Below are 21,587 nucleotides of genomic sequence, written 5' to 3' on the forward strand. Positions count from 1 at the left end.
CGGACAATTCATTTGCTACAAAAGCGGACAATTCTATTTACTCTTGACACAAAAAAGGTAATAATCAGGAGATATTTAAATTGATTTTATACAGAGATTGTGGCAAATTTAGCAATAATGGGAAATTTGTATAATAATTGTTCGGCAAGGAATATGAAAAAGATCATACTACCAATCATCATGTCTGTCGGATTCTCTCTGTCAGGCTGCGCGCCTGACCTAGGGGATTTCAAATACCTTGCCAAGGAGCCAAAAATAAGGGCCACTATTCTATCCTCCAAAATAGAGGCTGCTTCCAGCGAATACACATCCCCGACACTGAAGGTTTCCGGCGTCGCTCAAGAGATCGATTCGTTTCCAGTGAAGCACTATTTCCTCAGAATGACGTATGAAACTTCATTTGGCGGCGATAAGAAATACGAGAGCAACGTTTCCGTGGAGACGATCGAAGGGAAGGGTTTGTTTGACGACAGCATTTATCTGTCCGATATGCCGGCTGGCGCGCAGGGAAAGCCGATTGTTTTCCAGCTAAAGGAAGCGGCGTGGTTTCCGCGCACAAAGGCCAATGTTGAACTCGTCGAACAAAAGAAATAGCCGAATCGGGTAGCCGGGGGATTTTCTCCCCCAGCCCCCACACCACCCGGCATGCGGGTCCGCACCGGGCGGTTCCCAAAGACTGACGGGCCACACCGTCATAAGTGGTGGAGTCCTTTGTCTACTATGGCCTCTGCTGACTCCTGCTCCATCACGGCAACTGTTGCCAGAAGCCGCGCCTTCCTAACGGAATGCATGTGGAGCAGGTCTCCCCGGATAAGAACGTGAACTGTCGCTGCACAACCGCAGCATTTACCCTGTCTCCTGAATCCGGGGCTTCGTTATGTTGTGCTAACTCGCCCGGAGACCGGGCCTTGTATGCTGTTTCTGTTCGTCGGCTCATAGCTTTGCACTCCGGCTTCCTTCGGACGGTTCCTCGCGGTTCCGCACTTGCCTTCGGCTAATATTTCTGTTATGTCTCACGACATTACAGGATTCACGTACAGGGGGAGGGGGCCTTGCACCCCATAAGTTCACGCCCGTGCCGGGCATACACAATACGCTGAAGCGGTCAGCACTGCGCCTGCAATGTCCGCTACGCGGCCCTGCATGCTCGTGCCGCCGCTTAGCTCCGCCGTTGGGGTATAGAGAAGGAACAGATAACATGAAGACAAGGACAGTTCCACATCCTATCCCATACCAAGGCAGCAAGAGAAATCTTGCGGTGGATATCCTTCGGTACTTCCCGCAAAAGGTCGGGACGCTGTACGAGCCATTTGCTGGTTCGGCTGCCATTACCATAGCCGCTGCAGTGAATAGACTTGGCCATCGCTACCATATCAATGATCTAAACAAGCCCCTTATGGACCTATGGCGTGCCATCATCGAAACACCAGAAAAAATTGCCTCCCAGTATGAAGCGCTGTGGAGAAAGCAATTAGATGACCCACGGTCTTTCTATGACAAAGCACGGAATGACTTCAATCGTACTGGCCGTTGTGACCTCTTCCTATACCTGCTGGCTCGTTGTGTTAAAGGCTCTGTTCGATACAATTCACAAGGCGAATTTAACCAGAGTCCAGATAACAGGCGACAGGGAATGCGACCGGAAACAATGCGCCTACAGATTCTTGGCGCTTCGTATTATTTGAAGGGGAAGACAACTGTCACGTCGGTGAACTATCGTGACGTTCTTGAAAGGGTTACACCAGCCGATCTTGTCTATATGGATCCTCCATACCAAGGGGTTTGTGGCAACAGAGACACGCGATATCTACAAAGCGTGCAGTTCTGCGAATTCGTCGAAGCGCTCGATAGTTTGAACCAAAGGCATTCGCTATTTGGTCAGCTACGATGGTCGCACTGGAGCCAAGACTTTCGGCAAAACCCTCCCGGAGGAACTTAATCTGACATTGATTGAGCTTTATGCAGGCCGGTCTACCCAAGCAACACTCTTGGGCAGAGCCGATGTTACCATTGAGTCGCTGTACCTGTCCCCAAGCCTTGCCGACGAACTGGCCCATGTTCCGACCGTATATCGCTACACACGGGGAGAGCAACTTTGCCTTATGGAGGGCCGCAAATGAAAGCGAAGGATCTGCCCCGCGAATTTGTGAAGAAGTGCAAGGCAGTCACAGCTAAGCGGCCCCGCACAGTAATTGACCATATCCTGAAGCATGGGCAGATCACAACTGAGGAGTTGAAGGAGAAGTACGGATACAACCATCCCCCGAGGGCAGCTCGGAATGTAAAGGAACAAGGCATCCCATTGGAGATGTTCCGCGTTACCGGGAGTGATGGCCGTAAGATCGGGGCTTATCGCTTTGGCGATCCCAAAAAGGCAAGATTTTCAAAGCTCAGAGGCCGGACCGCCTTTCTAAAGTCAAGAAGTTTCACCGTCCTTGCCCTAAAACTCACAAAAACTCCCCGATCCGCTTCCGGATGGCATCAACATCATGTGGAGAAAACCACTCGACATCCCTATCCGCTTTAAACCAGGTCAACTGACGTTTGGCGTAGCGTCTTGTGTCCCGCTTTATCGTCCTGACCGCCTCCCCAAGAGAGTATTCCCCCCGCAGATAACCCACGATATGTTTATAACCGAGGGACTGCATTGGCTTGATGGTTTCATCATAACCCATGGCTAATAGATTACGGACTTCATCGGTAAAGCCATCCTCTATCATCTTTTCTGTTCTCTGCTCGATCCTGGCATATAACTGTTCTCTCTCCATCATCAGACCGATCTTGAGGCATTCATAGAGGTTATTCCTGAAATGGTGAGCCTCTTGCTGTTCCACAATGGACTTACCGGTCAGCTCCACGACCTCAAGGGCCCTAATAATCCTGCTGATATCATTGGCATCAATCAGGGCGGCAGCCCTTGCATCCTTAACCTTCAGCTTCTCATAGAGGTATCTTTTACCGTGGCGGGCCGCCTCCTGACGGTAAACCTCCCTCAGATCTTCATCGGCGCCGGGGCCTTCAAAAAGCCCACCCAACAGCGCCCTGATATATAGACCCGTACCGCCAACTACAAAGACAGGCTTTTGCAGGCGATTTAACGTCTCAATGATCGCCCCCGCCTCTTTTACAAACATGGCGGCATTAAACTCTTCGTCCGGGTTGACAACGTCAAACAGATGATGTCTCACCTGTGATCTCTCTGCCAATGTAGGTTTTGCGGTGCCGATATCCATATACCGGTAGACCTGCATCGAATCAGCGCCGATGATCTCGCCTCCCAGCTCGCCTGCCAGCCTAATGGCCACATTCGTCTTGCCGACACCTGTGGGGCCAACGATGATGATCAAACGGGGCTTAAGTTCTTCCCTGCTCATATCGCCTGCCTCACCTTCGCTTGAACATCCTTTCCATATCGCTGAAACTAAAAGAGATATAAACAGGCCTTCCGTGGGGACAGGTGGAGGAGAACGGCGTGGCATCCAGGTCTCTACACAGCTTGGCCACCTCCGGCGCCGAAAGCCTCTGGTTTGCCTTTACGGCCCCCCTACAGGCCAGAAAGGCGAAGATTTTATCCTTCTTATCTTGCAGGTTCAGTGGATGGCCGGTCTCTGAAAATTCCCCCAGGAGATCCATGATCACTGTCTTCGACTCAACATTGGGCAGTATGGCAGGAACGGTTTTTACGACAACCGTATCCTTGCCAAACGGTTCCACCTCTATCCCCGCCTCTTCGAGGACTTGTCTGGATTCCATGAGAAAGGAAAAATCTTTCGGTGGAAGACTGATAACCTCCGGCATCAGCAGCCGCTGGCCGACCGCCTTTTCGCCTCCCGATGCAGAGGGCTTCTCCCTGAATTTCTCAAAGAGAATCCGCTCATGAGCCGCATGCTGATCCACGAGGATCAACCCCTCGGGAGCAGAAAAAACGAGATAGGTTCCGGCAACCTGCCCCACATATTCAAGATCGGCAAAGGATATTCCCGTGAGGAAAGCAAAATCCTCCTCGGCGGTCTCCTCCGGCATGGCCGCATCAACCTGTTCCTCCTTTTTGTCGGCAAAGGCTCTCTCAAAGAAGAGTTTTCCCTTTCCCGAAGAAACGGTGTACCGCCTCAGCGCTTCTTCAAGCCCGCTCCGGCGCCCTTCCTGGCTTCCCCGCCCCCATGATAAAACAGGCGCAGCCGGTGTTTCTGCTATAGGAGAGATACCGGCCAGCGCCCCCGCCAGAACTCTCACGACAACTTCATATACATCCCGGGGATTTCTGAAGCGAACCTCCATCTTGGCGGGATGGACATTGACATCTACCTCGCCGGGGGGAAGATCAACAAAGAGGACAACGGCAGGATACCTCCTGACAGCAAGCAAACGCCTGTAAGCCGTCATCACGGCATGGTTCAAAAGGTAATCCCGAATGAATCTCTTATTCACATAACAATAGATGTGCCTGGCGCTGGACCTTGTAAACTCAGGCCTGCACACAAATCCACTAACGCTTATATTGTCCCTCGTTCCCTTTACCGGCAGGATATGATCCATGAAATCGGCGCCGATAACGAGGGAGACCCGCAGAGAGACATCCTGGGTGGCGGGAATATTCAAAATTTCCTTCCCCCTGGTCACAACCTTCATCTTCACCTCAGGATGGGACAGGGCCGCCCTTGTGATCACATCAAGGCAATGTCCCTGTTCGGTCATCTCTGCCTTGAGAAACTTCTTGCGGACGGGGACGGAATCAAAGATACGGGTGACGAGAACGGATGTACCGACAGGACATCCCGCAGCGGCAATTTCCTTGACCTGCCCGGCCTCAACGATCACCCTCGTACCCGATACAGACTCCCTCTTCCTGGTAACCATCTCGACCCTTGAGATAGAGGCAATGCTGGGGAGGGCCTCTCCCCGGAAACCAAAGGAACTTACTCTGTAAATATCGTCAAACTGGTATATCTTACTGGTGGCATATCGTGCAAAGGCCAGCGGCACATCTTCACACTCTATACCCTCGCCGTTATCGGTAATTCTTGTGGAGCCACACCCGCCCTTCTCAAGCTCAATAGTCACATCTGTCGCCCCTGCATCAAGGGCGTTTTCGAGAAGCTCCTTGACAATGGATGCCGGTCTCTCGACGACCTCTCCCGCCGCTATTTTGTTGGTTAGTTCCTCAGGCAGAACAACAATCCTTCCCGGCAACGTCAATCCCCCTCTAACAAATGTGAAAGACCGCAGCCACTTTCTCTCTTACGGCTGCGGTCAGATACGTCAAGGATGCTGCTATCAGGTCACACCCTTACTATACGAAGCCGCACCACGTCGTGGCGCTTTCTATGGGTTCCCGGGCGCTTTCCAGTTTGTTTACCGGGAAATCCCCGTCGGGATAGCCGATGGCTATGGCAATTATTATCCGTTTGGACTCAGGTATGCCGGCAAATTTCCTCAATACCCCGGGATACATTATCCCCTGATCCTCGATGCAGGTACCGAGGTCGTAGTTCAGAGCAGCGAGGCAGATGGTCTGCATCACGGCACCAATATCGAGTAATGGTCCCGCTTCGCTTAACGCTTTATCCACGGAAATAATGATCGCCGCCGGTGCATCGAAGTAGCGGAAGCCCCGTTCCATCCATCGCGCCCTCTTCTCCTTATCCTCCCGCTGTATCCCCATGAGCTGGAAGATCTGCTTGGCGAGTTCCACCTGACGGTGCCGATAGATGCTGTCAGCAGGCCACTTCGCCGCCACGTGATCCGGATGGGGTTGCTCCCCGGAATTGAGCTTCTCCACATTGACCCGTTTTACATTTTCCAGAACTTCTCCTGTAATCACGGTAAACTCCCATGGTTGGGTATTCATCGCCGAAGGGGCACGCCCCACAATTTTTAGGATCTCCCTGAGAATCTCTTTCGGAACAGGGTCGGGCTTGAATCCTCTGATGCTCTTTCGTGTTCTTATGGCATCAACAATATCCATAAAACTCCTCCTTGTTAAGCAGTGTTCAGATGTAAAACAATTCAGCCCCGTAAAGGGGGGAGCATTATTAGTTTATCATAACTCATCCGGCTTCATCCGTCAATCCTTACCCCTCTCTGTGAATTGTCAAAAATCTTTTTACTACTACGTTACATTGATGCGCGCAAAATCATGAGGTGCCCAATTTTTTTGTAGAGGCTTTAAAATGTTAGTCCTTAAGCTCGACTATCAATTCACAATACTCCTCTTCCGGCCTGATCTTGCCCAATCTAACATGTAGTTTTGGGTGCAAAACCTGAACCAGAGGGGTAAGTCCCTCCTCATGGGGAATAGGACAGAAGTCCTTGGGGGATATCCCTAACATCTGGCAGGCTTCCAGAGCGGCACACCACCCCTTGTGCCTCCCGACCACCCTTTGGGGAGTATCTTCAGTGCGCTCCCTCTCCATTAACTTGAAGAATCCTGGATAGTGTTCTTCCATTACGGCATCTATAAGGGCCATGCCGGCACGGGCGTCATTGCCGGTTATGCCCAAGTGGGAGAGGTTCTCCTTTATCATCTCAGCCATCCCGGCATGGAGCCTCGCATGAAGCCTTATCGCCTCTTCTCTACCAATCTTCTCTCCCACAGCCATGATGTAGGCTATAAGCCCTGCAAAACCTGTAGTATAAATCTTCTTTAATGTTTCCCCGGAAATTTCCATCTGTTACCTCCTTTCCGTTACCATACTGAGGTTTTCCAACCTGTGCGGTGAATACACTCTTCTTTGCTTACATTTCTGTCAGCCTAAGGTGAACCAAAATGGGGGGGGAAATCACCACTCTATCCTGATTTTCACGCTATGTTCATGTAAATAGGTTTTAATCTCAGAGATCGTATAAGTCCTGTAATGGACCATGGAAGCGATCAGGGCGGCGTCCGCCTTTCCCCGGGTGAGAACAGCCAGAAGGTGCTCAGGCTTTCCTGCCCCCCCTGAGGCAATGACAGGGATACGAACATTTGATGAGATGAGCCGGGTCAGTTCGATTTCATATCCAGTCTGTGTTCCATCGGCATCAATCGAATTCAGACAGATCTCCCCCGCTCCCAGTCTTTCTGCCTCCTTCGCCCACCACAGGGCATCAATTCCGGTATATTTCCGTCCGCCATGAATCACGACTTCGTAGCCGGAAGGGATTCTGAAGCTCTTAGTTACCTTTTTGACGTCCATCCCCAGGACGATACACTGCTTACCAAACGCCCTCGCACCATCATTGATCAACGGCGGCCTTTTAACCGCCTCTGAGTTGATACTGATTTTTTCGGCACCGGCCAGGATGACACGCCTCATATCTTCAACGGTACGGATGCCACCGCCGACGGAGAAGGGAATGAAAATCGTCTCTGCCACCCGCCGCACCACATCAATCATGATGTCACGACCATCAGAGGAGGCCGTGATGTCATAAAAAACAATCTCATCGGCACCCTGTTCGTAATACTGTCGTGCCGCCTCCACCGGATCACCAATGTCCACGTTGTTTTTAAACTTGATGCCCTTTGTCAGTTTGCCGTCACGTACATCCAAGCAGGGAATAATCCGTTTACTCAGCATTTCCGCCCCCCCCCCCACCGGCAGAAATTGGCCAGTATCTGTAAACCAGGCCTCCCGCTTTTTTCCGGATGGAATTGCACAGCTACTAAATTTTCCTGGGCCAGGGCCGCACAAAACTGTATGCCATAATCTGTCCAGCCGATGGCCCACCGATCATCGGTTGGTACCGGATAATAGGAATGGACAAAATAAAATTCAGACCCCTCGGGAAGTCCCCGAAAAACAGGGTGTTCCTTTTGAAAGGCCACATGATTCCACCCCATGTGGGGAACCTTGAGATACTGGCCATCATGTTGCAAATTTTCTGGGAATCGCCTGACGCAACCAGGGACGATTCCCAGACAGACGGTATCGTCTTCTTCGCTGTGTTCAAAGATCACCTGGGTACCGAGACAGATGCCCAGCATCGGTTTTCCCGTACACACCCACTCCCGGATACACCGATCCAGATGTGTTTGGCGAAGATGAGACATTGCCTCGCCGGCCGCCCCAACCCCGGGAAAGATAAGGTGGGTGGCTTCCTGTAATGTCGCCGGGTCGGCGGTAATCCGGTAGGACTGGTTCAGATAATGAAGTGCCCTGGCAACACTGGTCAGGTTTCCTGCACGATAGTCTAAAATAGCGATCATCATTTACCACCTTTTATCTGGTTTTTCCCTCTGCAATAGATCCCCTGATAGGTATTCCTTCTCTCCAGTTCCCTGTCAATCGCATTGAGGACATCCATTTTGTTGATGGCCCAGGTGGGAGCCAGGAAGATATCCTGGTAACCATCGGCGGTCAGCCTCTGGATGACCATCTCCGGTGGTAGTATCTCCAGTATATCACATACCGTATGGACATACTCTTCCTTTTCCATCATCCTGATCCTGTCCCTTTCATAGAGATCACCGAGGGCGGTTCCCCTCAGGGCGAGAAGCAGATGGATCTTGATACCGTGGATCGGCAGGGTGGAAATAACCTTTGCCGTCTCCAGGATATCTTCCCGCGTCTCCCCCGGCAGCCCCACAATGATATGCGTACAGATATGGATATCACCTCCCGAAGCCCTGAAGACGGCATCGAGAAAGGTCTTAGCCGAATGTCCCCTGTTGAGAAGCCGCAAGGTTTTATCATGGATAGATTGAAGGCCCAATTCCAGCCAGGTGTGGTATTGCTTTGCATAGGCCTTAAAGAGCCCGATGATGTCATCAGGGACACAGTCCGGGCGTGTGCCGACGGATATGCCGATAATGTCTTCCTCGGACAGGGCTTCGTCGTAGAGAGTCTTGAGTTTTTGATACGTTCCATAAGTATTGGTAAATGTCTGGAAATAGGCGATGAACTTTCCAGCATTCTTATGCTTCCTGTAATATGCCTTGCCGCGTCTGATCTGTTCGCTGATGGAAGGGAGAGGACCCGCCTGTCGCAGGCGGGAACCCCGGCCGTCGCAGTAGATGCATCCTCCCGTGGAAATGGTGCCGTCACGATTCGGGCAGGTAAAACCGGCGTCAATCTGCAGCTTGTAAACACTGCATCCGAACTGATTGCGCCAGAAACTTTTTAAATCATAGTATCTCTTTGTATTATTCCAGAATGCCGGTTTTGCCATAAGAATACCATTTTTTATTGTGTTTTTCGCACTAATACTATTATAAAATTGCAAGCTTTTCAATCTTACCGGAACAACAATTGTGATTCAGACATTAGACTGAAGGGGAGGATTGGGGTTTGACATCTCAGATGAGAAGAACTGCCGTAGAAAAGTCTGGCATCTAAAGTCTGAAGTCCAGTGTCTGAATTGCAGTAACAACAAAAAGAGGCAGGTTCTCATGTTTAATAAAAGCCTGGAACACAGAGTTCTCCGGCAGGATATCCGTAGTTAAATCAGGAGCGCTATGTCAGAAAGTAATCAGGCACAGACAGGTTTTCGTTTCGGGGTGGTAAAAATTATAAGAAAAGCGAGAGAACGGCGACGGTTGATTAACATTATCCTTGCCCTTGCCGGGATGTCCATTATCTTTTTTTACACCACTTGCAGGGGATCCTGCACATACAGTCAAGAGAGTTTTGCCGGCATAGACCTGAAATACCTGGGCATCACATATATGGGATTAATTATTCTTTTCAATCTCCTGAGAAGGGATACATTGAATCTTCTTTTACTTGTCCTCGGTATGGGGGCGGAGATATACCTCATAGGGTACCAGATCAGAACTGGTCTGTATTGTCCCTGTTGCCTCATGTTCGCCGCGGTGGTCATTGTTCTTTTTACATTCAACTTTGAAAAGTCAAAGAAGGCCCTTATTGTTGCTTTCCTGATTCTCGGTTTTTTCCTTCTTTTCGCCTTGTTCAGGGGAACTCTTACACCCTCTTATGCGGCTGATACCATCATGCCTTTCTTTGGGAAAGGCAAAATAGAAGTAAGATTGTATACTGATTATTTCTGTGATCCCTGTGCTTCCATAGAACCAAAATTAGAACCCACGATTTCCGATCTGGTGGGGAAGAATGTGATCACCATTGCTTTCATTGATACTCCGCTCCACAAGCAGGCCAGCTTATACATCCGGTACTTTCTGTACATCCTCAATGAGGGAAATGACTTCAACCGTGCCCTCCTGGCAAGGAAGGTCCTATTTGAGGCCGCCCGTGGAAATATCACAGAAAAAGAAAAAATCGAAGACCTGCTGAGAGAACGAAACGTGAAATTCAAGCCCTTTAATCCAAAGCCCACTTTTGATATCTTCTCCCGCTACCTGGCCGAAGATGGGGTCACCTCTACTCCCACGATAGTAGTAATACGCCAGGATGGGGGAAAAAAGAAATTCTGTGGGACCTCCGACGTACTGACGGCGATAGAAGGCATGAAGAGACGGTAACTACTCCAGGAGTCAGGTCAGAATACAGAATAAAATAAAATTACTTCCATTCTGGCCCTGTATCCTGAGTAGTTACAAAAAACCTGACACGACCTTGACCTCCCGTTACCTCCAAGCAATACACCTTCCACTTAATGTACATAAATGAAACACCTATGCAAAATTGCGGAAAATTTTCTTGACAACGGCTGCTATATATTGCTAATTAGCAATATAAATAATATCAAAAGTTTCACGAAACATTCATAAACCTGCGGCTCAGAAGGGATAAGGGTGTATCCATGAAGGAATTTATCAAGGTGATGAAGGCGCTTTCCGATCCGAATCGGGTGAAGCTGCTCAAGATACTCCAGCACAAGGTAATGTGTGTATGTGAGATCCAGGCGGCCATTGGAATAGCCCAGCCAACTGTCTCAAAACATCTAAAGCAGCTTCAGGATGCCGGACTGGTGGGCTGCAAGAAAGATGGTTTATGGGTTAATTATTATCTAACTGAGGATAGCAGGAATCCCTATGTTGCTATCCTCCTGGAGAACCTGAAACATTGGCTCGGAGATGATCCTGAGATCACGCGTCTCGTGGAAAAGATTCCCACCCTGAATCGAGAGATCCTCTGTAAGAGATAGCGGCTGTTCCCCTCGAATATTGCTATATAGGAACTATGAAAGAACGGGTTGGCTCGGAAAGTAAAAGAACGGATACTGGTAAACACGATTCAGGAAAGGAAATTGAAATGGTTACAAATAGCAACAGGAGACTGCCTGTAGTGGAACGGTTTCTCACCCTCTGGATTTTTCTCGCCATGTTTGCAGGTGTAATCTGGGGGTATATCTTCCCCGGCATACGGGAGGTGGTTGGTCTCTTTCAGGTCGGCGCCACCAATATCCCTATTGCCATCGGGCTGATCCTCATGATGTATCCGCCGCTTGCCAAGGTAAAATACGAGCAGTTGAGCCATGTATTCCGCAACGTCAAAGTCCTGCTCCTCTCCCTTGTTCAAAACTGGATCATCGGGCCTATTTTGATGTTTCTCCTGGCGATTACCTTTCTTGCGGGACATTACGAATACATGGTGGGACTGATCATGATAGGCCTGGCACGCTGTATCGCCATGGTCATTGTCTGGAACGATCTTGCCGCCGGGGACAGGGAGTACTGTGCGGGACTCGTGGCCTTCAACTCGATCTTTCAGGTATTGTTCTTCTCCTTCTATGCCTATATCTTTATTACAGTCCTTCCCCAATGGCTGGGCCTTAAAGGCGCTCTGATAGATATTTCCATCGGCCAGATCGCCCAAAGTGTTTTCATCTACCTGGGGATACCCTTTATCGCCGGTATCATCACCCGCGTCATCGGCTTAAAGATAAAAGGCCAGCGCTGGTATGAGGAAGAATTTATCCCCCGAATCAGTCCGATAACCTTAATTGCCTTGCTCTTTACTATCGTTGTGATGTTTTCTCTCAAGGGAGAGTATATTGTCCAGCTTCCCGTGGATGTTATCCGGGTTGCAATTCCGCTGGGCATCTACTTTGTGGTCATGTTCCTTATCTCTTTCTATCTTTCCATGAAGGTAGGCGCCACATATGAGCAGTCCACTACCCTGAGTTTCACGGCTGCCTCCAATAATTTTGAATTGGCCATTGCGGTGGCGGTAGCTGTTTTTGGCATAGATTCAGGGCAGGCCTTCGCCGCCGTGGTCGGCCCGCTTGTGGAGGTGCCGGTGCTGATAAGCCTGGTGAATGTAGCCGTCTTCTTTAAAAAAAGGTATTTCCCCTATACGGTGGAAACACCAACGGGAATCTGTCATTTAACCTGCAAGCCACATGGCGCGTAAGCAAAATGGCAACCCTCTGCGGACAGGTTTAATTATGACCCTTCAAGACAATAATATCGAGGCATCCTGGGGCAAGCGCCTGCTGGTAACTATGGTGATGAACCTGATTATTCCGGCGGTTCAGATCTTCATCGGCGTTATGGCGGGAAGTATCGCTCTGATAAGCGATGCCCTTCACAATTTGGGGGATTTTATATCGGTACTGATAAGCTATGTGGCGCTTCGCATCGGCCAGCGCGGGCCAACGCTTAAACATACCTTCGGCTACAAGCGTTTCGAAGTATTTGCCGCGGTATTCAGTGTGGCATTACTGTACGGCATTGGTTTCTATATTGCCGTTGAAGGCTGGAAGAGGCTCCAGAACCCCCAGGCCATACAGGGACAAATCGTGATGTGGGGCGCCTTTGTCGGTTTTCTGGCAAATGCGATCTCTACTCTGATGCTGCGCTCCGGGGCCAGGGTCAACCTCAATATCCGTGGCGCCTTTCTCCATATGCTGAGCGATGCCCTGACTTCCTTCGGTGTGTTCCTCCTGGGTATTGTATGGATATACCGGCCGTGGTACTGGCTCGACCCGATTGTTTCGTGGGTCATCGTGGCGATGATCCTGTTCGGCGGCTGGGACATCCTGAAAAAGGCCTTTTTTATTCTCATGAATGCCACACCGGAGGGGATAGATGTTGAGGCCATCCAGAAAGATATCGAGGCCATTGACGGCATCAAGGAAATCCATCATCTCCACGTCTGGAATATGTCATCCGAAAGAGTGGCACTGGCCGCCCATATCATCGTTCCCGATCAAATGTTGAGCAAAGTTGACGAACTCGCCGCTAAGGTGCGTGAGCTGTTGTTCTGCCGTTTCAAGGTTGATCACCCTGTCCTGCAGTTTGAGACAAGGCCGTACGAGGAGGCAAGTCTCCTCTGCTGTCCGGTAACGGGTAAACGTCTTGAACCGTCATCTACCGAAGGGGAAAACCCATCTACCGATTAGTCCCGCGTGAGTTAGAGCGCCATGGCGTCCCGTGTTCAACTGCGCGGCGCCTTCGTTTGTAGATTTCTTTTCAAATGTCACCTCGCTCTTGATGACCAGATGATCATCTTCCACATTTATCAAGATGTTGCTGAATCTTGCGTAGATATCATAACCATTCATCTTGACGGGAAGACTCTTAAAAAGAGGTACCCTTATTGGTTTGACCATGGTGTGAAGGGATATCTTAATAGAGGGAAGAATGGGCAAATAGGTTTCCCCCAGTGATATAAGAAGATACTCCTGGTCCTGCGAAACAGTAAGATTGAGGTCACCTGAGATTTGTCCCTGGACAGAACTTTTTATCTCGGGGATGCTTGAGACCTCATAATCCATATTTAACTGTAGGAAGGGTTTTTTCGTCCCCGTGGGTTGTGAAAGGAGAACCAGCAGGGGATTGGTCAGCTTTACGTTGAACGGTACCTTTGTAGCACCGAGTATCTTAGCGTTTGCAGTGAATGTAACCGGAAAGGTGTTTTCTATAAAGGACTGTAGCGCACTGGAGCTGATTTTTGTTTCCACGGTTCCTGGAAAGGAAAGAACCGGTGAAATAAACCCGATTAAGCTGATAAAAAAGACAGATAGGATGAGATACTTTTTCCTGCTCATGGCGCTGTTTTTTTCTCCTTTGTCTGAGAATTCACCCGTCATATTGACCGGTCGAAAACGCTTCATCTTCGCTGTTTACCCATTACCACTCAGGTTTCTGGCAGGTAGGACAAAAATAGGTTCCCCTTCCATGGAGGTGTATACATTGAATTGTAGCCTGACAACGAGGGCAGGGACACCCCTCACGAGCGTAAACTTTCAGGTAATGTTGATATTCTCCTTTACGACCAAACAGATCACGCCAATCGGATACCGTTGTACCCCGGCAGGCAATTGCCCTCTTGAGGATGGAGGTCGTTGCCTCCTCTATTTCCTGCCATTTTGCCGGTGACAGAGAGTCCGTCTTCTGCCATGGATTCACAAAGGCTTCATAGAGAATCTCAGAGGCGTAAATGTTTCCTATCCCGGCGATGAAACGTTGATCCATCAGGAAGGATTTCACAGGAACCTTTCTCCTCCGGGCCATCTCCCAAAGTCGAGAGGCACAGAAATCTTTGAGCGGGTCAATTACCGGAGCGGCAAAGTTAGTACCGATAGTCTTTTGGACCGATAGGGTCGCAAATCGTCGTGGGTCTATACAATCAAGTCTACCCTGAAGAAAGAAAATCGTAAAGCGGGTGTGAGGAAAGGGAAGATTACTATCGCTTTGCCACAAAAGTCTGCCTGTCAGACGAAGATGGAGCAGCATCGTTATACCGGCATCGAGTTTTATCTCCAGCACCTTACCTTGACGGCCTACGGAGAGAACTCTTCTTCCCTCCAGCTCTTCCCCCGCGGTCAGCTTCGAATCAAGTATCTCGAAGCTACGGATTTCCTTGTCCAGGATGACATTTTTAAGTTGACGACAGAGGGTTTCTACTTCGGGAAGTTCAGGCATCAGCTTTTCTGAACAAAATTAATTCAAGGAAGGGTAATGGCATCAAGGCTTTTCTTTGCCTTGATACCATATTCTGATTCAGGGGCCAGTTTGATGGCAGCCCGAAACGCTGCTTTCGCCTCTTCCCTGTTGTTCAGTCTAATGTAGCATTCCCCTAACCAGTAATGGGATTCAGCAAGAGAAGGGGCCAGTTCGAGGGATTTCTTTAAATGCCTTACCGCTCTATCCATATCCCCCCGGGCAAAACTCACCATGCCCATATTCTTTTCTATCAAAGGGAGTAGTGCGGTGTTCGGTTCTCTGGCAATCGCTTCCTGGTATTTGGAGAGCGATATCTGATAATCTCCTTTTTTATAATAGGCCCATCCCATGTTGGAAAGCGCTACTGCCGGGGTATCATAAAGAATGTTAGAAAGTGCCTTATTGAACGATTCAATGGCCTTGTCCCAGAGACCCTTACTCAGGTAAATTGTACCCAGGAAATTATGAGCCTCCGAATAATCAGGTTTTAAATCCAGCGCCCTGTTAAATTCATCAATTGCCTTTTCATTAAGCCCCTTCCCATAGTAGTAGGCTATGCCAAGAAAATAATGAAGCTTAGGATCTTTTGGGGTGAGCTTTTCTGCTTCCAGAAGCTCCTTCAAAGCAGCATTGTATTGTCCCGATTCGATATAGGCAATTCCTATATTCAGATGAACTCTTCCTTCCTCCTGTTTCCAGCGATTAGTGGCACAGCCTATCATTCCCAAGAGCATAAAGACAGGTATAAAATATAAGATTTTCTTAATTTGCTTCATTCTCTACTTAATGATCCTGGGGGTAACGAAGATTAAAATTTCCCTTTTCTCTTTTGTTTTTGTCTGGGATTTGAACAACCACCCCAAAATTGGTATTTTCGACAACCCAGGAACGCCACTTACAACATTAGATTCAATTTCCTTATAAACTCCTCCCACCACAATCGTATCTCCATCCCCTACCACTACGGACGACTTAACCACGCTTATATTAAGCGACGGATTCCCCTGCACACCTTTGGTCCAGTCCGGATAATCATTAGATGCTTTGATTTTTATAGAAATTTTCCCCTCTGCTGTGATTGTGGGTGTGACTTTCAATTCCAGAACCGCTTTTCCTCTCTCGTAGTCAACAGTCGGCGGATTATTGGCCGTCCCGGGCGTCACAACAGGAACCTTAGTACCCTGTTGGATTATTGCCTCTTCCCCATCGAGAGTGGTAACCTTTGGAGAGGAGATTATTTTACCCTCACCTGTACCCTCAAGTGCCTCTAACTTGGCATCCAGGATAAACTTGCTTGATCCGAGGATGACGCCAATTGCCGGCGTTCCAGCAAGAGTGGCAGAGGGAAAGTTCACCGCAATATTGCTCGTGGTTAACCCTATGCCACCAGGAAGGGCGGTCGTGGTAGTTCCGCCAGTTCCTGCCAGTACACCGTAATCTTTGGCTCCCCACACATTCTTATAGCCGGTACCCCATTGAACCCCCAGTTCCCTTGAAAAGTCCGTCGTAACCTCGACAATTTTGGCTTCTATGGAGATCTGTCTTAGCTTTCCCCCTTCCACAAGGCGCTTCTGCTCCGCCTCTTTTGCAAGCTCCTCCGCCTTCCTCTGGGCCTCCGCGAGAGCCTTTTGGTCAGCTTCCTCCTTTCTTATCCTTTCGAGGGTCATCACGGTGATGACGTTGCCCTCCTGTCTCTTGCTGAGGCCCTGGATAGTCAGTATGGTATCGAGGGCCTGATCCCAGGGGACATTTTCCATATGCACAGTTATATTCCCTTTGACGTCATCACTGGAGACAATGCTGACTCCACCCAGTTCGGACAATAATCGGAAGACACTTTTAATGTTTGCCTCTTGAAAATCGAGAGATATCTTATGGCCGGTGTACTTTGGCTTTTCTCTTTCCTCTTTAGTCACCACCCCAGGTGGTTTGACTTCCTCGCCGGTAAGGGGGGATGCCTTGGCCTCGTAAGCTGGCTTTTCACCTGTCGGGGTAAGCGCCTCTGCAAGACTGGCCACATTGAAATCAATAATGCATTTCTGTCCCTCCTGCCTGACACTGTAAGGAACTCGCTCCTTAAGACCTATTGTTAAGTAGACCCATTGTTCCCCCTCAAGGATCTTCTGGGCCGGCGAGACAGTTATGATATTGGTGAGCTTTCCCTCGCCGAGGGGCCGTCTGAGTTCCTCCGGTACAAACATGTTTTCCAGCTTCATCAGCACAGCACTACCCGCCTGATTTTCAATACTGATGACAGGTTGCTGCGAAACCATCAGGGTAACCCTTTCCTTACCCCTTGTCTTTTCGAAGGTGATGTCTTCAAGGTAACCCACGTCTCCCTGCACCCCGGATACCTCTGTTCTCCCCGCATCCGGCGGCCCGGGTGGTGCACTCTCTGCCGGCCCGAATGCTCCGAAAAACATTACAAAACCAATTAAAAAAGCTGCCAATATCTTTTGCATGTTTTTTTTCATGGTTTTACCTCATCTTCTTCTCCGTGGAGTCTTATCGTGATTTGCTCTACCTGAGTCTTTCCTGCACTGGTCTTGACTTTTTCTTCAATAATGACACGATCGGCAAGTATTTTAACCACCCTGCCGTTATTCCGGCCTATATATGTCCCCTCGAAAAGGGGATAAAATTTTTCCCTTACATCCTCAACTACTGCCATCCTGCGCTTATCATCACCGGCGATACCTACCAGTCTGAATTGGTCAATACTAAGCCCTTGCAACGGCGATATGGGAAGAGTCTGCAATTTTTCCGCCTTCTTTTTTTTGCTTATCTCCTTTTCTATAAAGGGTTGGAAAGGGTCCGGTTTCCCGACAGGATTATAGATATAAGAGGCTGCTGGATTCTTTTCCGTACCTATCCGTAGATCGGCACCGGCTGATGCCGCAGCGACCTCCCCCCACAGTCCTGCAGAAAAAACTAAAACACAGGCTACAACACCTGTGAAAAAACTACTTGTTTTTTTCATCGGCCTCGCTGTTTTTCCCATCTGATTTTTCCACGAACATATAGGTCTTTGCCACACAGGATGTGCTAAGGAGATGTCCTGACCCTTTTACATCCTTCTCCTTTACCATGGATACATCCTCGATATTAACAATGCGGGGAAGCCTGGCCACTTTTCCAAAAAATAGGGCGGTTTGATGAAAGCTACCGTTCACTGTGATCCTGATAGGTATCTCTTCATAAAATTGCTCTGGTTCAGATGGCTTCAGGGGTGGTTTTTGTTCTGATGGTTTCTTCTCGGAAGCTATCGGTTCAAACAGGATAAATTCCACCCCGGCGCTTTTTCCTGCCCGTTCGACAGCGCTAAGGAGGCCGGGTATTTCCTTACGATCGGGAAGCTTTGTCAACGCCATCCGGAAGGTTTCTTTCAAGACCCCGACCTCTCTGACATACTTATCCTTCTCGGCAGCTATCCGCTCTTTCTCCGTAACCTGTTGCTGAAGTTCGGATAACTTTGTTTGCAGGGTTCCTCTCTTCTCAAGGGCTGACTGCAAAAAGAGAAACCAGTAAAAGTAACCAAGAACGCAATAGAGTATGCAGACAATCAATGCCTTCTTCTGGGGGGACATCTTCTTTATGTCATCCAATGTCATTGCCATATGCTACATCCATTCTTACCTGAGTGCACATGTCAGGATAAACTGCTGCAGTTTGATACCGGAGATCTCCGTCTGCCTGGAGGAAATCAGATCAACCGATTTGATGTAATTTGATAGTTCGAGATTTTTCATGAAACGGGCAACAGCAATATTATCCCTGGCGACACCTTCAATACGGAGATCCTTCCCCTTTTCGGAAAACTTTTCCAGCCAGAGATCTTTTGTGGGAACCAGCGTGGTCAATTCATCCAGCATGCGCACAGGGACCAGCCGGTTTTCCTCAAGGGTTTTTATAATGTCGAGCTTTTTTTCTAAGTCTTTCTTATCAGCTTTGAAAGCTTCGATATCGCCAATAACCTTTGTCAGGACGACAAGCCTCTCCTCTCTGTCTTTGACCTCTTTTTCAAGGTTGCTGATACTCGTGCTGATATAAATTTGAAAGGATACAAGGAGAAGAAGAAAGACGGTAAAAGAGGCAGCGATGATGGTGAGCTGGCGTTTCAGGTTTTCCTTTTTTTCCTTTTCCCGATAGGGGAGGAGATTGATCCTGATCATCTGTCACCTTCTCTTCGTAAGGCCAGTCCCACCCCTACAGTGGCAATAGGAGCGATACTTTCCAGATAGTCCGGCTCCAGGACATTCCTGTTAAAGACGATTTTTTTAAAGGGATTGATGATCTCCGTTTCGATGCTTAGTCTCTGAAACAGATCGGCAGCTATACCGGGAATCTTTGCGCCTCCACCGGAAAGCAGGACATGCTTGATCTCTTCCCTCCCGTAGGTTGATTTGAAGTAATCAATAGACCTTTCAATTTCTGAACAAAGGGGGTCGGTGTAAGTAAGCATACTTTCTCTAAATTCGCTTTTTGCCAGTTCATCACCATCCGGTCCTTCGATCTTGATCTTTTCCGCCTCTTCAAAGGTCAGTCTGAGCCTCTCCCCGATCGCCTCCGTGATGGCATTACCCCCCAGGTTAAAATCTCTCGTAAAAACCGAGATCCCATTTTTAACCACATTGATATTTGTTATACTTGCCCCGATGTTGACGAGGACATCCACATCGTCCTCTGCAAAATCATAATTTTCTTCATACATCGTCTCGAGGGCAAAGGAATCAACGTCCATGATTACCACGGAAAGTCCTGCATTTTTAACGGCCTCCGTATAACCAGCGATAATATTCTTCTTTGCGGCAACAAGTAATACATCTAATTGGTTGGGATTGAACTCATTTTCTCCCAGAGTTTGAAAATCGAAGTTCACCTCAGTCATACTATCGAATGGTAGATACTTACCAGCCTCATCGTTGATCAAATCGCGCAGTTCCCCCTCGTCCATCACAGGAAAGCTAACTTTTTTAATGATGACGGAATGCCCGGAAAGGGAGGTTACGATCCTTTTTCGCTTACAGCCACTATATTTGAAAAGCTCTTTGATTTTTTCGGTTAGTTGCTCCTGTTCCACTACTACGCCGTCTACGATCACCCCTCTCGGGAGGGAAATCTGGGAGAAATGATTCAGGAGGTATCCCTTCGGTGTTTCCAGTATCTCTGCAAGTTTCAGCGAGCTTGAGCCAATATCAAGTCCCACAACTTGTTTGCTGCCGGGAAACAAATTTTTAATATTATTAAACATTGAATCACCACTCTATTTTGCGCAGCGATAAACGATATCACCCTTCTTGACCATTCCGAGTTCGTTTCGTGCTACTGTTTCAATGTACGATAAGTCACTCCTGAGCAGGGTAATTGTTTTTTTTAATTCTCTGTTATCACGATAAATTTCACAATTTAGCTTTTTCAGTGGTAGAAGTTTTTTTCTCATCATGTAGTTATCAACAAGCCCCCGGTCCCCGAAGGTGATGAGAAACCCCATAAATAAAACAATAACAATAAGGTACCTGCCCACTTTCATTCTGGATGAGACCTTAACAAAGAAATTTATAAAAAGTAAAGAAATAATTTAGCACCAGGAGGCGCCGCCCTACTCTAAGATATTGTCAGAGGGAAGACATTGTTGGGGCTCTCCCAGAAGAAAATCTCCCCGTTCAATCCATTCTTTCAGGATATCGGTGATTTCCCTCGCCTTTACGTAACTTGATAAGGGGGCGGTAGCTACCTTCTGACCGTTCAGTACAATGGCGCCGCTCTTTAACTCTTTGTAATTGGCCTCGCCAAGACTCTTGGCCATTCCTCCCTTCGGGTAATCCACGCTGTAGTCATAAACCTGGGTGAAGATATCTTCATCTTTAACTCCCGTATAACGTGCCATCTCTTCATTCAGGATGGGAATGGGAATACCGATCCCCACATACAGGGAAACCCCATATCCGAGCATACTGGCTCCCACAAGCCACTCGGGACGCATCTCTTTGAGGTTTCCAATAGCGGCAATTGACCCCGCCGCTTCTCTAGGAACCCCGTTTTTCCCCCTCTGGACATGAGGGTTATGCTGTGTGCCCTCCCAGGCCACAAAACCTTGAGCGCCTCCCAAAAAGATCCTTGTCCCGATACCGATAGTTTTATAATAGGGATCATTGAAAAGAGGACTTAACTGCCCCGAGGTAGCGTAATTGGCATTTGCCATGCGTGGTCTCAGTATCCCCATATAGGTATAGATGATCTTATCAGACATATTGACGGCGCAATTGTAGTTCTGATAGGCATTCCTCGGGTTAAAAAGGATGGCGTCGCGCAGATCGTTGATCGTAATATTCTTCTCGTGTTTCCGGGCCGGATAGCAGTCCGTGCCGTAACCCTCCATCCGTAGTCTGATCACGTTTCCTGCCACGAGGTCTTCGATGACATGTCCCCCGCCGTAATTGAATTCTCCCGGATAGACACTGTTGAGAGGGTCTCCCTCAGCCACTTCTGTTGCCCCGATATAACAATCAACGGCGGCGATACCACCGTAGGCTGCCACATCATTAAGCCAGATTTTGGCTGCTTTTATCTTCGGGGCGGTATGACCAAAATTCAGAAAGGCGCCTGATGAACACATGGGACTGAATGTACCGGTGGTGACGACATCAATCTTTTGGGCTGCCTCAATCGCGCCATGTCTGTCCACAATATCGCTCATCTCTTCAGCCGTTACAACAATGGCCTTTCCCTGTTTTATCTTTTCGTTGATCTCTTTATAAGTTTTATCTACCTTATATTTTTTCATGAACATTTTCCT

At 48.6% G+C, this 21,587-nt stretch carries 25 protein-coding genes; 8 read left to right on the forward strand and 17 right to left on the reverse strand.

Annotation, left to right across the window (positions count from 1 at the left end):
* Positions 1-153 precede the first annotated feature (153 nt).
* From QMD03_00005 to QMD03_00020, 4 genes are all read left to right on the forward strand, one after another.
* Positions 154-594, forward strand: coding sequence for a hypothetical protein (locus tag QMD03_00005; GenBank protein MDI6775618.1), 441 nt, complete (start codon positions 154-156; stop codon positions 592-594).
* A gap of 604 nt (positions 595-1,198) precedes the next feature.
* Positions 1,199-1,939, forward strand: a complete 741-nt coding sequence (locus QMD03_00010) for a DNA adenine methylase (protein MDI6775619.1) — start codon at positions 1,199-1,201, stop codon at positions 1,937-1,939.
* A gap of 7 nt (positions 1,940-1,946) precedes the next feature.
* Positions 1,947-2,120 (forward strand): hypothetical protein, encoded by a 174-nt coding sequence (locus QMD03_00015; GenBank protein ID MDI6775620.1) that lies wholly within the window; start codon positions 1,947-1,949, stop codon positions 2,118-2,120.
* Entirely contained in the window at positions 2,117-2,527 is a 411-nt protein-coding gene (locus QMD03_00020; protein MDI6775621.1) for a hypothetical protein, read from the forward strand. The genes QMD03_00015 and QMD03_00020 overlap by 4 nt, the downstream gene beginning before the upstream one ends.
* Here the strand turns inward: QMD03_00020 and miaA are convergent.
* From miaA to QMD03_00055, 7 genes are all read right to left on the reverse strand, one after another.
* Positions 2,448-3,374, reverse strand: coding sequence for a tRNA (adenosine(37)-N6)-dimethylallyltransferase MiaA (gene miaA / locus QMD03_00025; protein ID MDI6775622.1), 927 nt, complete (start codon positions 3,372-3,374; stop codon positions 2,448-2,450). The genes QMD03_00020 and miaA overlap by 80 nt on opposite strands.
* A gap of 10 nt (positions 3,375-3,384) precedes the next feature.
* Positions 3,385-5,190, reverse strand: a complete 1,806-nt coding sequence (gene mutL / locus QMD03_00030; protein ID MDI6775623.1) for a DNA mismatch repair endonuclease MutL — start codon at positions 5,188-5,190, stop codon at positions 3,385-3,387.
* A gap of 100 nt (positions 5,191-5,290) precedes the next feature.
* Positions 5,291-5,965, reverse strand: a complete 675-nt coding sequence (locus QMD03_00035) for a nitroreductase (protein ID MDI6775624.1) — start codon at positions 5,963-5,965, stop codon at positions 5,291-5,293.
* A gap of 208 nt (positions 5,966-6,173) precedes the next feature.
* The gene (locus QMD03_00040; protein ID MDI6775625.1) at positions 6,174-6,668 is read right to left on the reverse strand and encodes a hypothetical protein; all 495 of its coding nucleotides are present in this window, start codon (positions 6,666-6,668) and stop codon (positions 6,174-6,176) included.
* A gap of 111 nt (positions 6,669-6,779) precedes the next feature.
* Positions 6,780-7,559 (reverse strand): imidazole glycerol phosphate synthase subunit HisF, encoded by a 780-nt coding sequence (gene hisF, locus QMD03_00045; protein MDI6775626.1) that lies wholly within the window; start codon positions 7,557-7,559, stop codon positions 6,780-6,782.
* A complete protein-coding gene (gene hisH / locus QMD03_00050) occupies positions 7,553-8,191 on the reverse strand; it encodes an imidazole glycerol phosphate synthase subunit HisH (GenBank protein MDI6775627.1) in 639 nt (212 codons plus the stop codon). Before hisH ends, hisF begins: the two co-directional genes overlap by 7 nt.
* Positions 8,188-9,150 (reverse strand): TIGR01212 family radical SAM protein, encoded by a 963-nt coding sequence (locus QMD03_00055; protein ID MDI6775628.1) that lies wholly within the window; start codon positions 9,148-9,150, stop codon positions 8,188-8,190. The genes hisH and QMD03_00055 overlap by 4 nt, the downstream gene beginning before the upstream one ends.
* Before the next feature lie 286 nt (positions 9,151-9,436).
* On the opposite strand from QMD03_00055, the gene QMD03_00060 reads away from it, so the two are divergent.
* From QMD03_00060 to QMD03_00075, 4 genes are all read left to right on the forward strand, one after another.
* Positions 9,437-10,420 (forward strand): thioredoxin domain-containing protein, encoded by a 984-nt coding sequence (locus QMD03_00060; protein MDI6775629.1) that lies wholly within the window; start codon positions 9,437-9,439, stop codon positions 10,418-10,420.
* Positions 10,421-10,701: 281 nt separating this feature from the next.
* Positions 10,702-11,046 carry a metalloregulator ArsR/SmtB family transcription factor gene (locus tag QMD03_00065; GenBank protein MDI6775630.1) on the forward strand — a complete coding sequence of 115 codons (345 nt, stop codon included), beginning with the start codon at positions 10,702-10,704 and terminating at the stop codon, positions 11,044-11,046.
* Between the two features lie 35 nt (positions 11,047-11,081).
* On the forward strand, positions 11,082-12,254 hold the full coding sequence (arsB, locus tag QMD03_00070; protein ID MDI6775631.1) for an ACR3 family arsenite efflux transporter: 1,173 nt from the start codon (positions 11,082-11,084) through the stop codon (positions 12,252-12,254).
* Between the two features lie 34 nt (positions 12,255-12,288).
* On the forward strand, positions 12,289-13,245 hold the full coding sequence (locus QMD03_00075; GenBank protein MDI6775632.1) for a cation diffusion facilitator family transporter: 957 nt from the start codon (positions 12,289-12,291) through the stop codon (positions 13,243-13,245).
* Here the strand turns inward: QMD03_00075 and QMD03_00080 are convergent.
* The 10 genes from QMD03_00080 to QMD03_00125 form a co-directional block, all read right to left on the reverse strand.
* Positions 13,210-13,959 (reverse strand): hypothetical protein, encoded by a 750-nt coding sequence (locus tag QMD03_00080; protein ID MDI6775633.1) that lies wholly within the window; start codon positions 13,957-13,959, stop codon positions 13,210-13,212. The genes QMD03_00075 and QMD03_00080 overlap by 36 nt on opposite strands.
* Before the next feature lie 16 nt (positions 13,960-13,975).
* A complete protein-coding gene (gene mutM / locus QMD03_00085) occupies positions 13,976-14,770 on the reverse strand; it encodes a bifunctional DNA-formamidopyrimidine glycosylase/DNA-(apurinic or apyrimidinic site) lyase (GenBank protein MDI6775634.1) in 795 nt (264 codons plus the stop codon).
* A 23-nt stretch (positions 14,771-14,793) separates the two neighbouring features.
* On the reverse strand, positions 14,794-15,567 hold the full coding sequence (locus QMD03_00090; protein ID MDI6775635.1) for a tetratricopeptide repeat protein: 774 nt from the start codon (positions 15,565-15,567) through the stop codon (positions 14,794-14,796).
* 3 nt (positions 15,568-15,570) lie between these two features.
* Positions 15,571-17,265 (reverse strand): secretin and TonB N-terminal domain-containing protein, encoded by a 1,695-nt coding sequence (locus tag QMD03_00095; GenBank protein MDI6775636.1) that lies wholly within the window; start codon positions 17,263-17,265, stop codon positions 15,571-15,573.
* The gene (locus QMD03_00100; protein MDI6775637.1) at positions 17,262-17,792 is read right to left on the reverse strand and encodes a pilus assembly protein PilP; all 531 of its coding nucleotides are present in this window, start codon (positions 17,790-17,792) and stop codon (positions 17,262-17,264) included. Before QMD03_00100 ends, QMD03_00095 begins: the two co-directional genes overlap by 4 nt.
* On the reverse strand, positions 17,755-18,408 hold the full coding sequence (gene pilO / locus QMD03_00105) for a type 4a pilus biogenesis protein PilO (GenBank protein MDI6775638.1): 654 nt from the start codon (positions 18,406-18,408) through the stop codon (positions 17,755-17,757). Before pilO ends, QMD03_00100 begins: the two co-directional genes overlap by 38 nt.
* Positions 18,409-18,423: 15 nt before the next feature.
* A complete protein-coding gene (locus QMD03_00110) occupies positions 18,424-18,963 on the reverse strand; it encodes a PilN domain-containing protein (protein MDI6775639.1) in 540 nt (179 codons plus the stop codon).
* Positions 18,960-20,042 (reverse strand): type IV pilus assembly protein PilM, encoded by a 1,083-nt coding sequence (pilM, locus tag QMD03_00115; GenBank protein MDI6775640.1) that lies wholly within the window; start codon positions 20,040-20,042, stop codon positions 18,960-18,962. The genes QMD03_00110 and pilM overlap by 4 nt, the downstream gene beginning before the upstream one ends.
* A gap of 12 nt (positions 20,043-20,054) precedes the next feature.
* Positions 20,055-20,321 (reverse strand): septum formation initiator family protein, encoded by a 267-nt coding sequence (locus tag QMD03_00120; protein ID MDI6775641.1) that lies wholly within the window; start codon positions 20,319-20,321, stop codon positions 20,055-20,057.
* 69 nt (positions 20,322-20,390) lie between these two features.
* Entirely contained in the window at positions 20,391-21,575 is a 1,185-nt protein-coding gene (locus QMD03_00125) for a homocysteine biosynthesis protein (GenBank protein MDI6775642.1), read from the reverse strand.
* Positions 21,576-21,587 lie beyond the last annotated feature (12 nt).

The organism is Syntrophales bacterium, from assembly GCA_030018935.1.
Classification (GTDB): domain Bacteria; phylum Desulfobacterota; class Syntrophia; order Syntrophales; family CG2-30-49-12; genus CG2-30-49-12.

What these genes read in the sequence shown, in the direction of transcription:
- QMD03_00020 (MDI6775621.1), top strand. Translation starts at nt 2,117, where the DNA reads ATGAAAGCGAAGGATCTGCCCCGCGAATTTGTGAAGAAGTGCAAGGCA.
- QMD03_00055 (MDI6775628.1), bottom strand. Translation starts at nt 9,150, where the DNA reads ATGGCAAAACCGGCATTCTGGAATAATACAAAGAGATACTATGATTTA.
- QMD03_00125 (MDI6775642.1), bottom strand. Translation starts at nt 21,575, where the DNA reads ATGAAAAAATATAAGGTAGATAAAACTTATAAAGAGATCAACGAAAAG.
- QMD03_00080 (MDI6775633.1), bottom strand. Translation starts at nt 13,959, where the DNA reads ATGAAGCGTTTTCGACCGGTCAATATGACGGGTGAATTCTCAGACAAA.
- QMD03_00005 (MDI6775618.1), top strand. Translation starts at nt 154, where the DNA reads ATGAAAAAGATCATACTACCAATCATCATGTCTGTCGGATTCTCTCTG.
- QMD03_00110 (MDI6775639.1), bottom strand. Translation starts at nt 18,963, where the DNA reads ATGATCAGGATCAATCTCCTCCCCTATCGGGAAAAGGAAAAAAAGGAA.
- pilM (MDI6775640.1), bottom strand. Translation starts at nt 20,042, where the DNA reads ATGTTTAATAATATTAAAAATTTGTTTCCCGGCAGCAAACAAGTTGTG.
- mutM (MDI6775634.1), bottom strand. Translation starts at nt 14,770, where the DNA reads ATGCCTGAACTTCCCGAAGTAGAAACCCTCTGTCGTCAACTTAAAAAT.
- QMD03_00095 (MDI6775636.1), bottom strand. Translation starts at nt 17,265, where the DNA reads ATGAAAAAAAACATGCAAAAGATATTGGCAGCTTTTTTAATTGGTTTT.
- QMD03_00035 (MDI6775624.1), bottom strand. Translation starts at nt 5,965, where the DNA reads ATGGATATTGTTGATGCCATAAGAACACGAAAGAGCATCAGAGGATTC.
- hisF (MDI6775626.1), bottom strand. Translation starts at nt 7,559, where the DNA reads ATGCTGAGTAAACGGATTATTCCCTGCTTGGATGTACGTGACGGCAAA.
- QMD03_00010 (MDI6775619.1), top strand. Translation starts at nt 1,199, where the DNA reads ATGAAGACAAGGACAGTTCCACATCCTATCCCATACCAAGGCAGCAAG.
- QMD03_00090 (MDI6775635.1), bottom strand. Translation starts at nt 15,567, where the DNA reads ATGAAGCAAATTAAGAAAATCTTATATTTTATACCTGTCTTTATGCTC.
- hisH (MDI6775627.1), bottom strand. Translation starts at nt 8,191, where the DNA reads ATGATGATCGCTATTTTAGACTATCGTGCAGGAAACCTGACCAGTGTT.
- pilO (MDI6775638.1), bottom strand. Translation starts at nt 18,408, where the DNA reads ATGGCAATGACATTGGATGACATAAAGAAGATGTCCCCCCAGAAGAAG.
- QMD03_00040 (MDI6775625.1), bottom strand. Translation starts at nt 6,668, where the DNA reads ATGGAAATTTCCGGGGAAACATTAAAGAAGATTTATACTACAGGTTTT.
- arsB (MDI6775631.1), top strand. Translation starts at nt 11,082, where the DNA reads ATGAAAGAACGGGTTGGCTCGGAAAGTAAAAGAACGGATACTGGTAAA.
- miaA (MDI6775622.1), bottom strand. Translation starts at nt 3,374, where the DNA reads ATGAGCAGGGAAGAACTTAAGCCCCGTTTGATCATCATCGTTGGCCCC.
- QMD03_00075 (MDI6775632.1), top strand. Translation starts at nt 12,289, where the DNA reads ATGACCCTTCAAGACAATAATATCGAGGCATCCTGGGGCAAGCGCCTG.
- QMD03_00120 (MDI6775641.1), bottom strand. Translation starts at nt 20,321, where the DNA reads ATGAAAGTGGGCAGGTACCTTATTGTTATTGTTTTATTTATGGGGTTT.
- QMD03_00060 (MDI6775629.1), top strand. Translation starts at nt 9,437, where the DNA reads ATGTCAGAAAGTAATCAGGCACAGACAGGTTTTCGTTTCGGGGTGGTA.
- QMD03_00065 (MDI6775630.1), top strand. Translation starts at nt 10,702, where the DNA reads ATGAAGGAATTTATCAAGGTGATGAAGGCGCTTTCCGATCCGAATCGG.
- QMD03_00100 (MDI6775637.1), bottom strand. Translation starts at nt 17,792, where the DNA reads ATGGGAAAAACAGCGAGGCCGATGAAAAAAACAAGTAGTTTTTTCACA.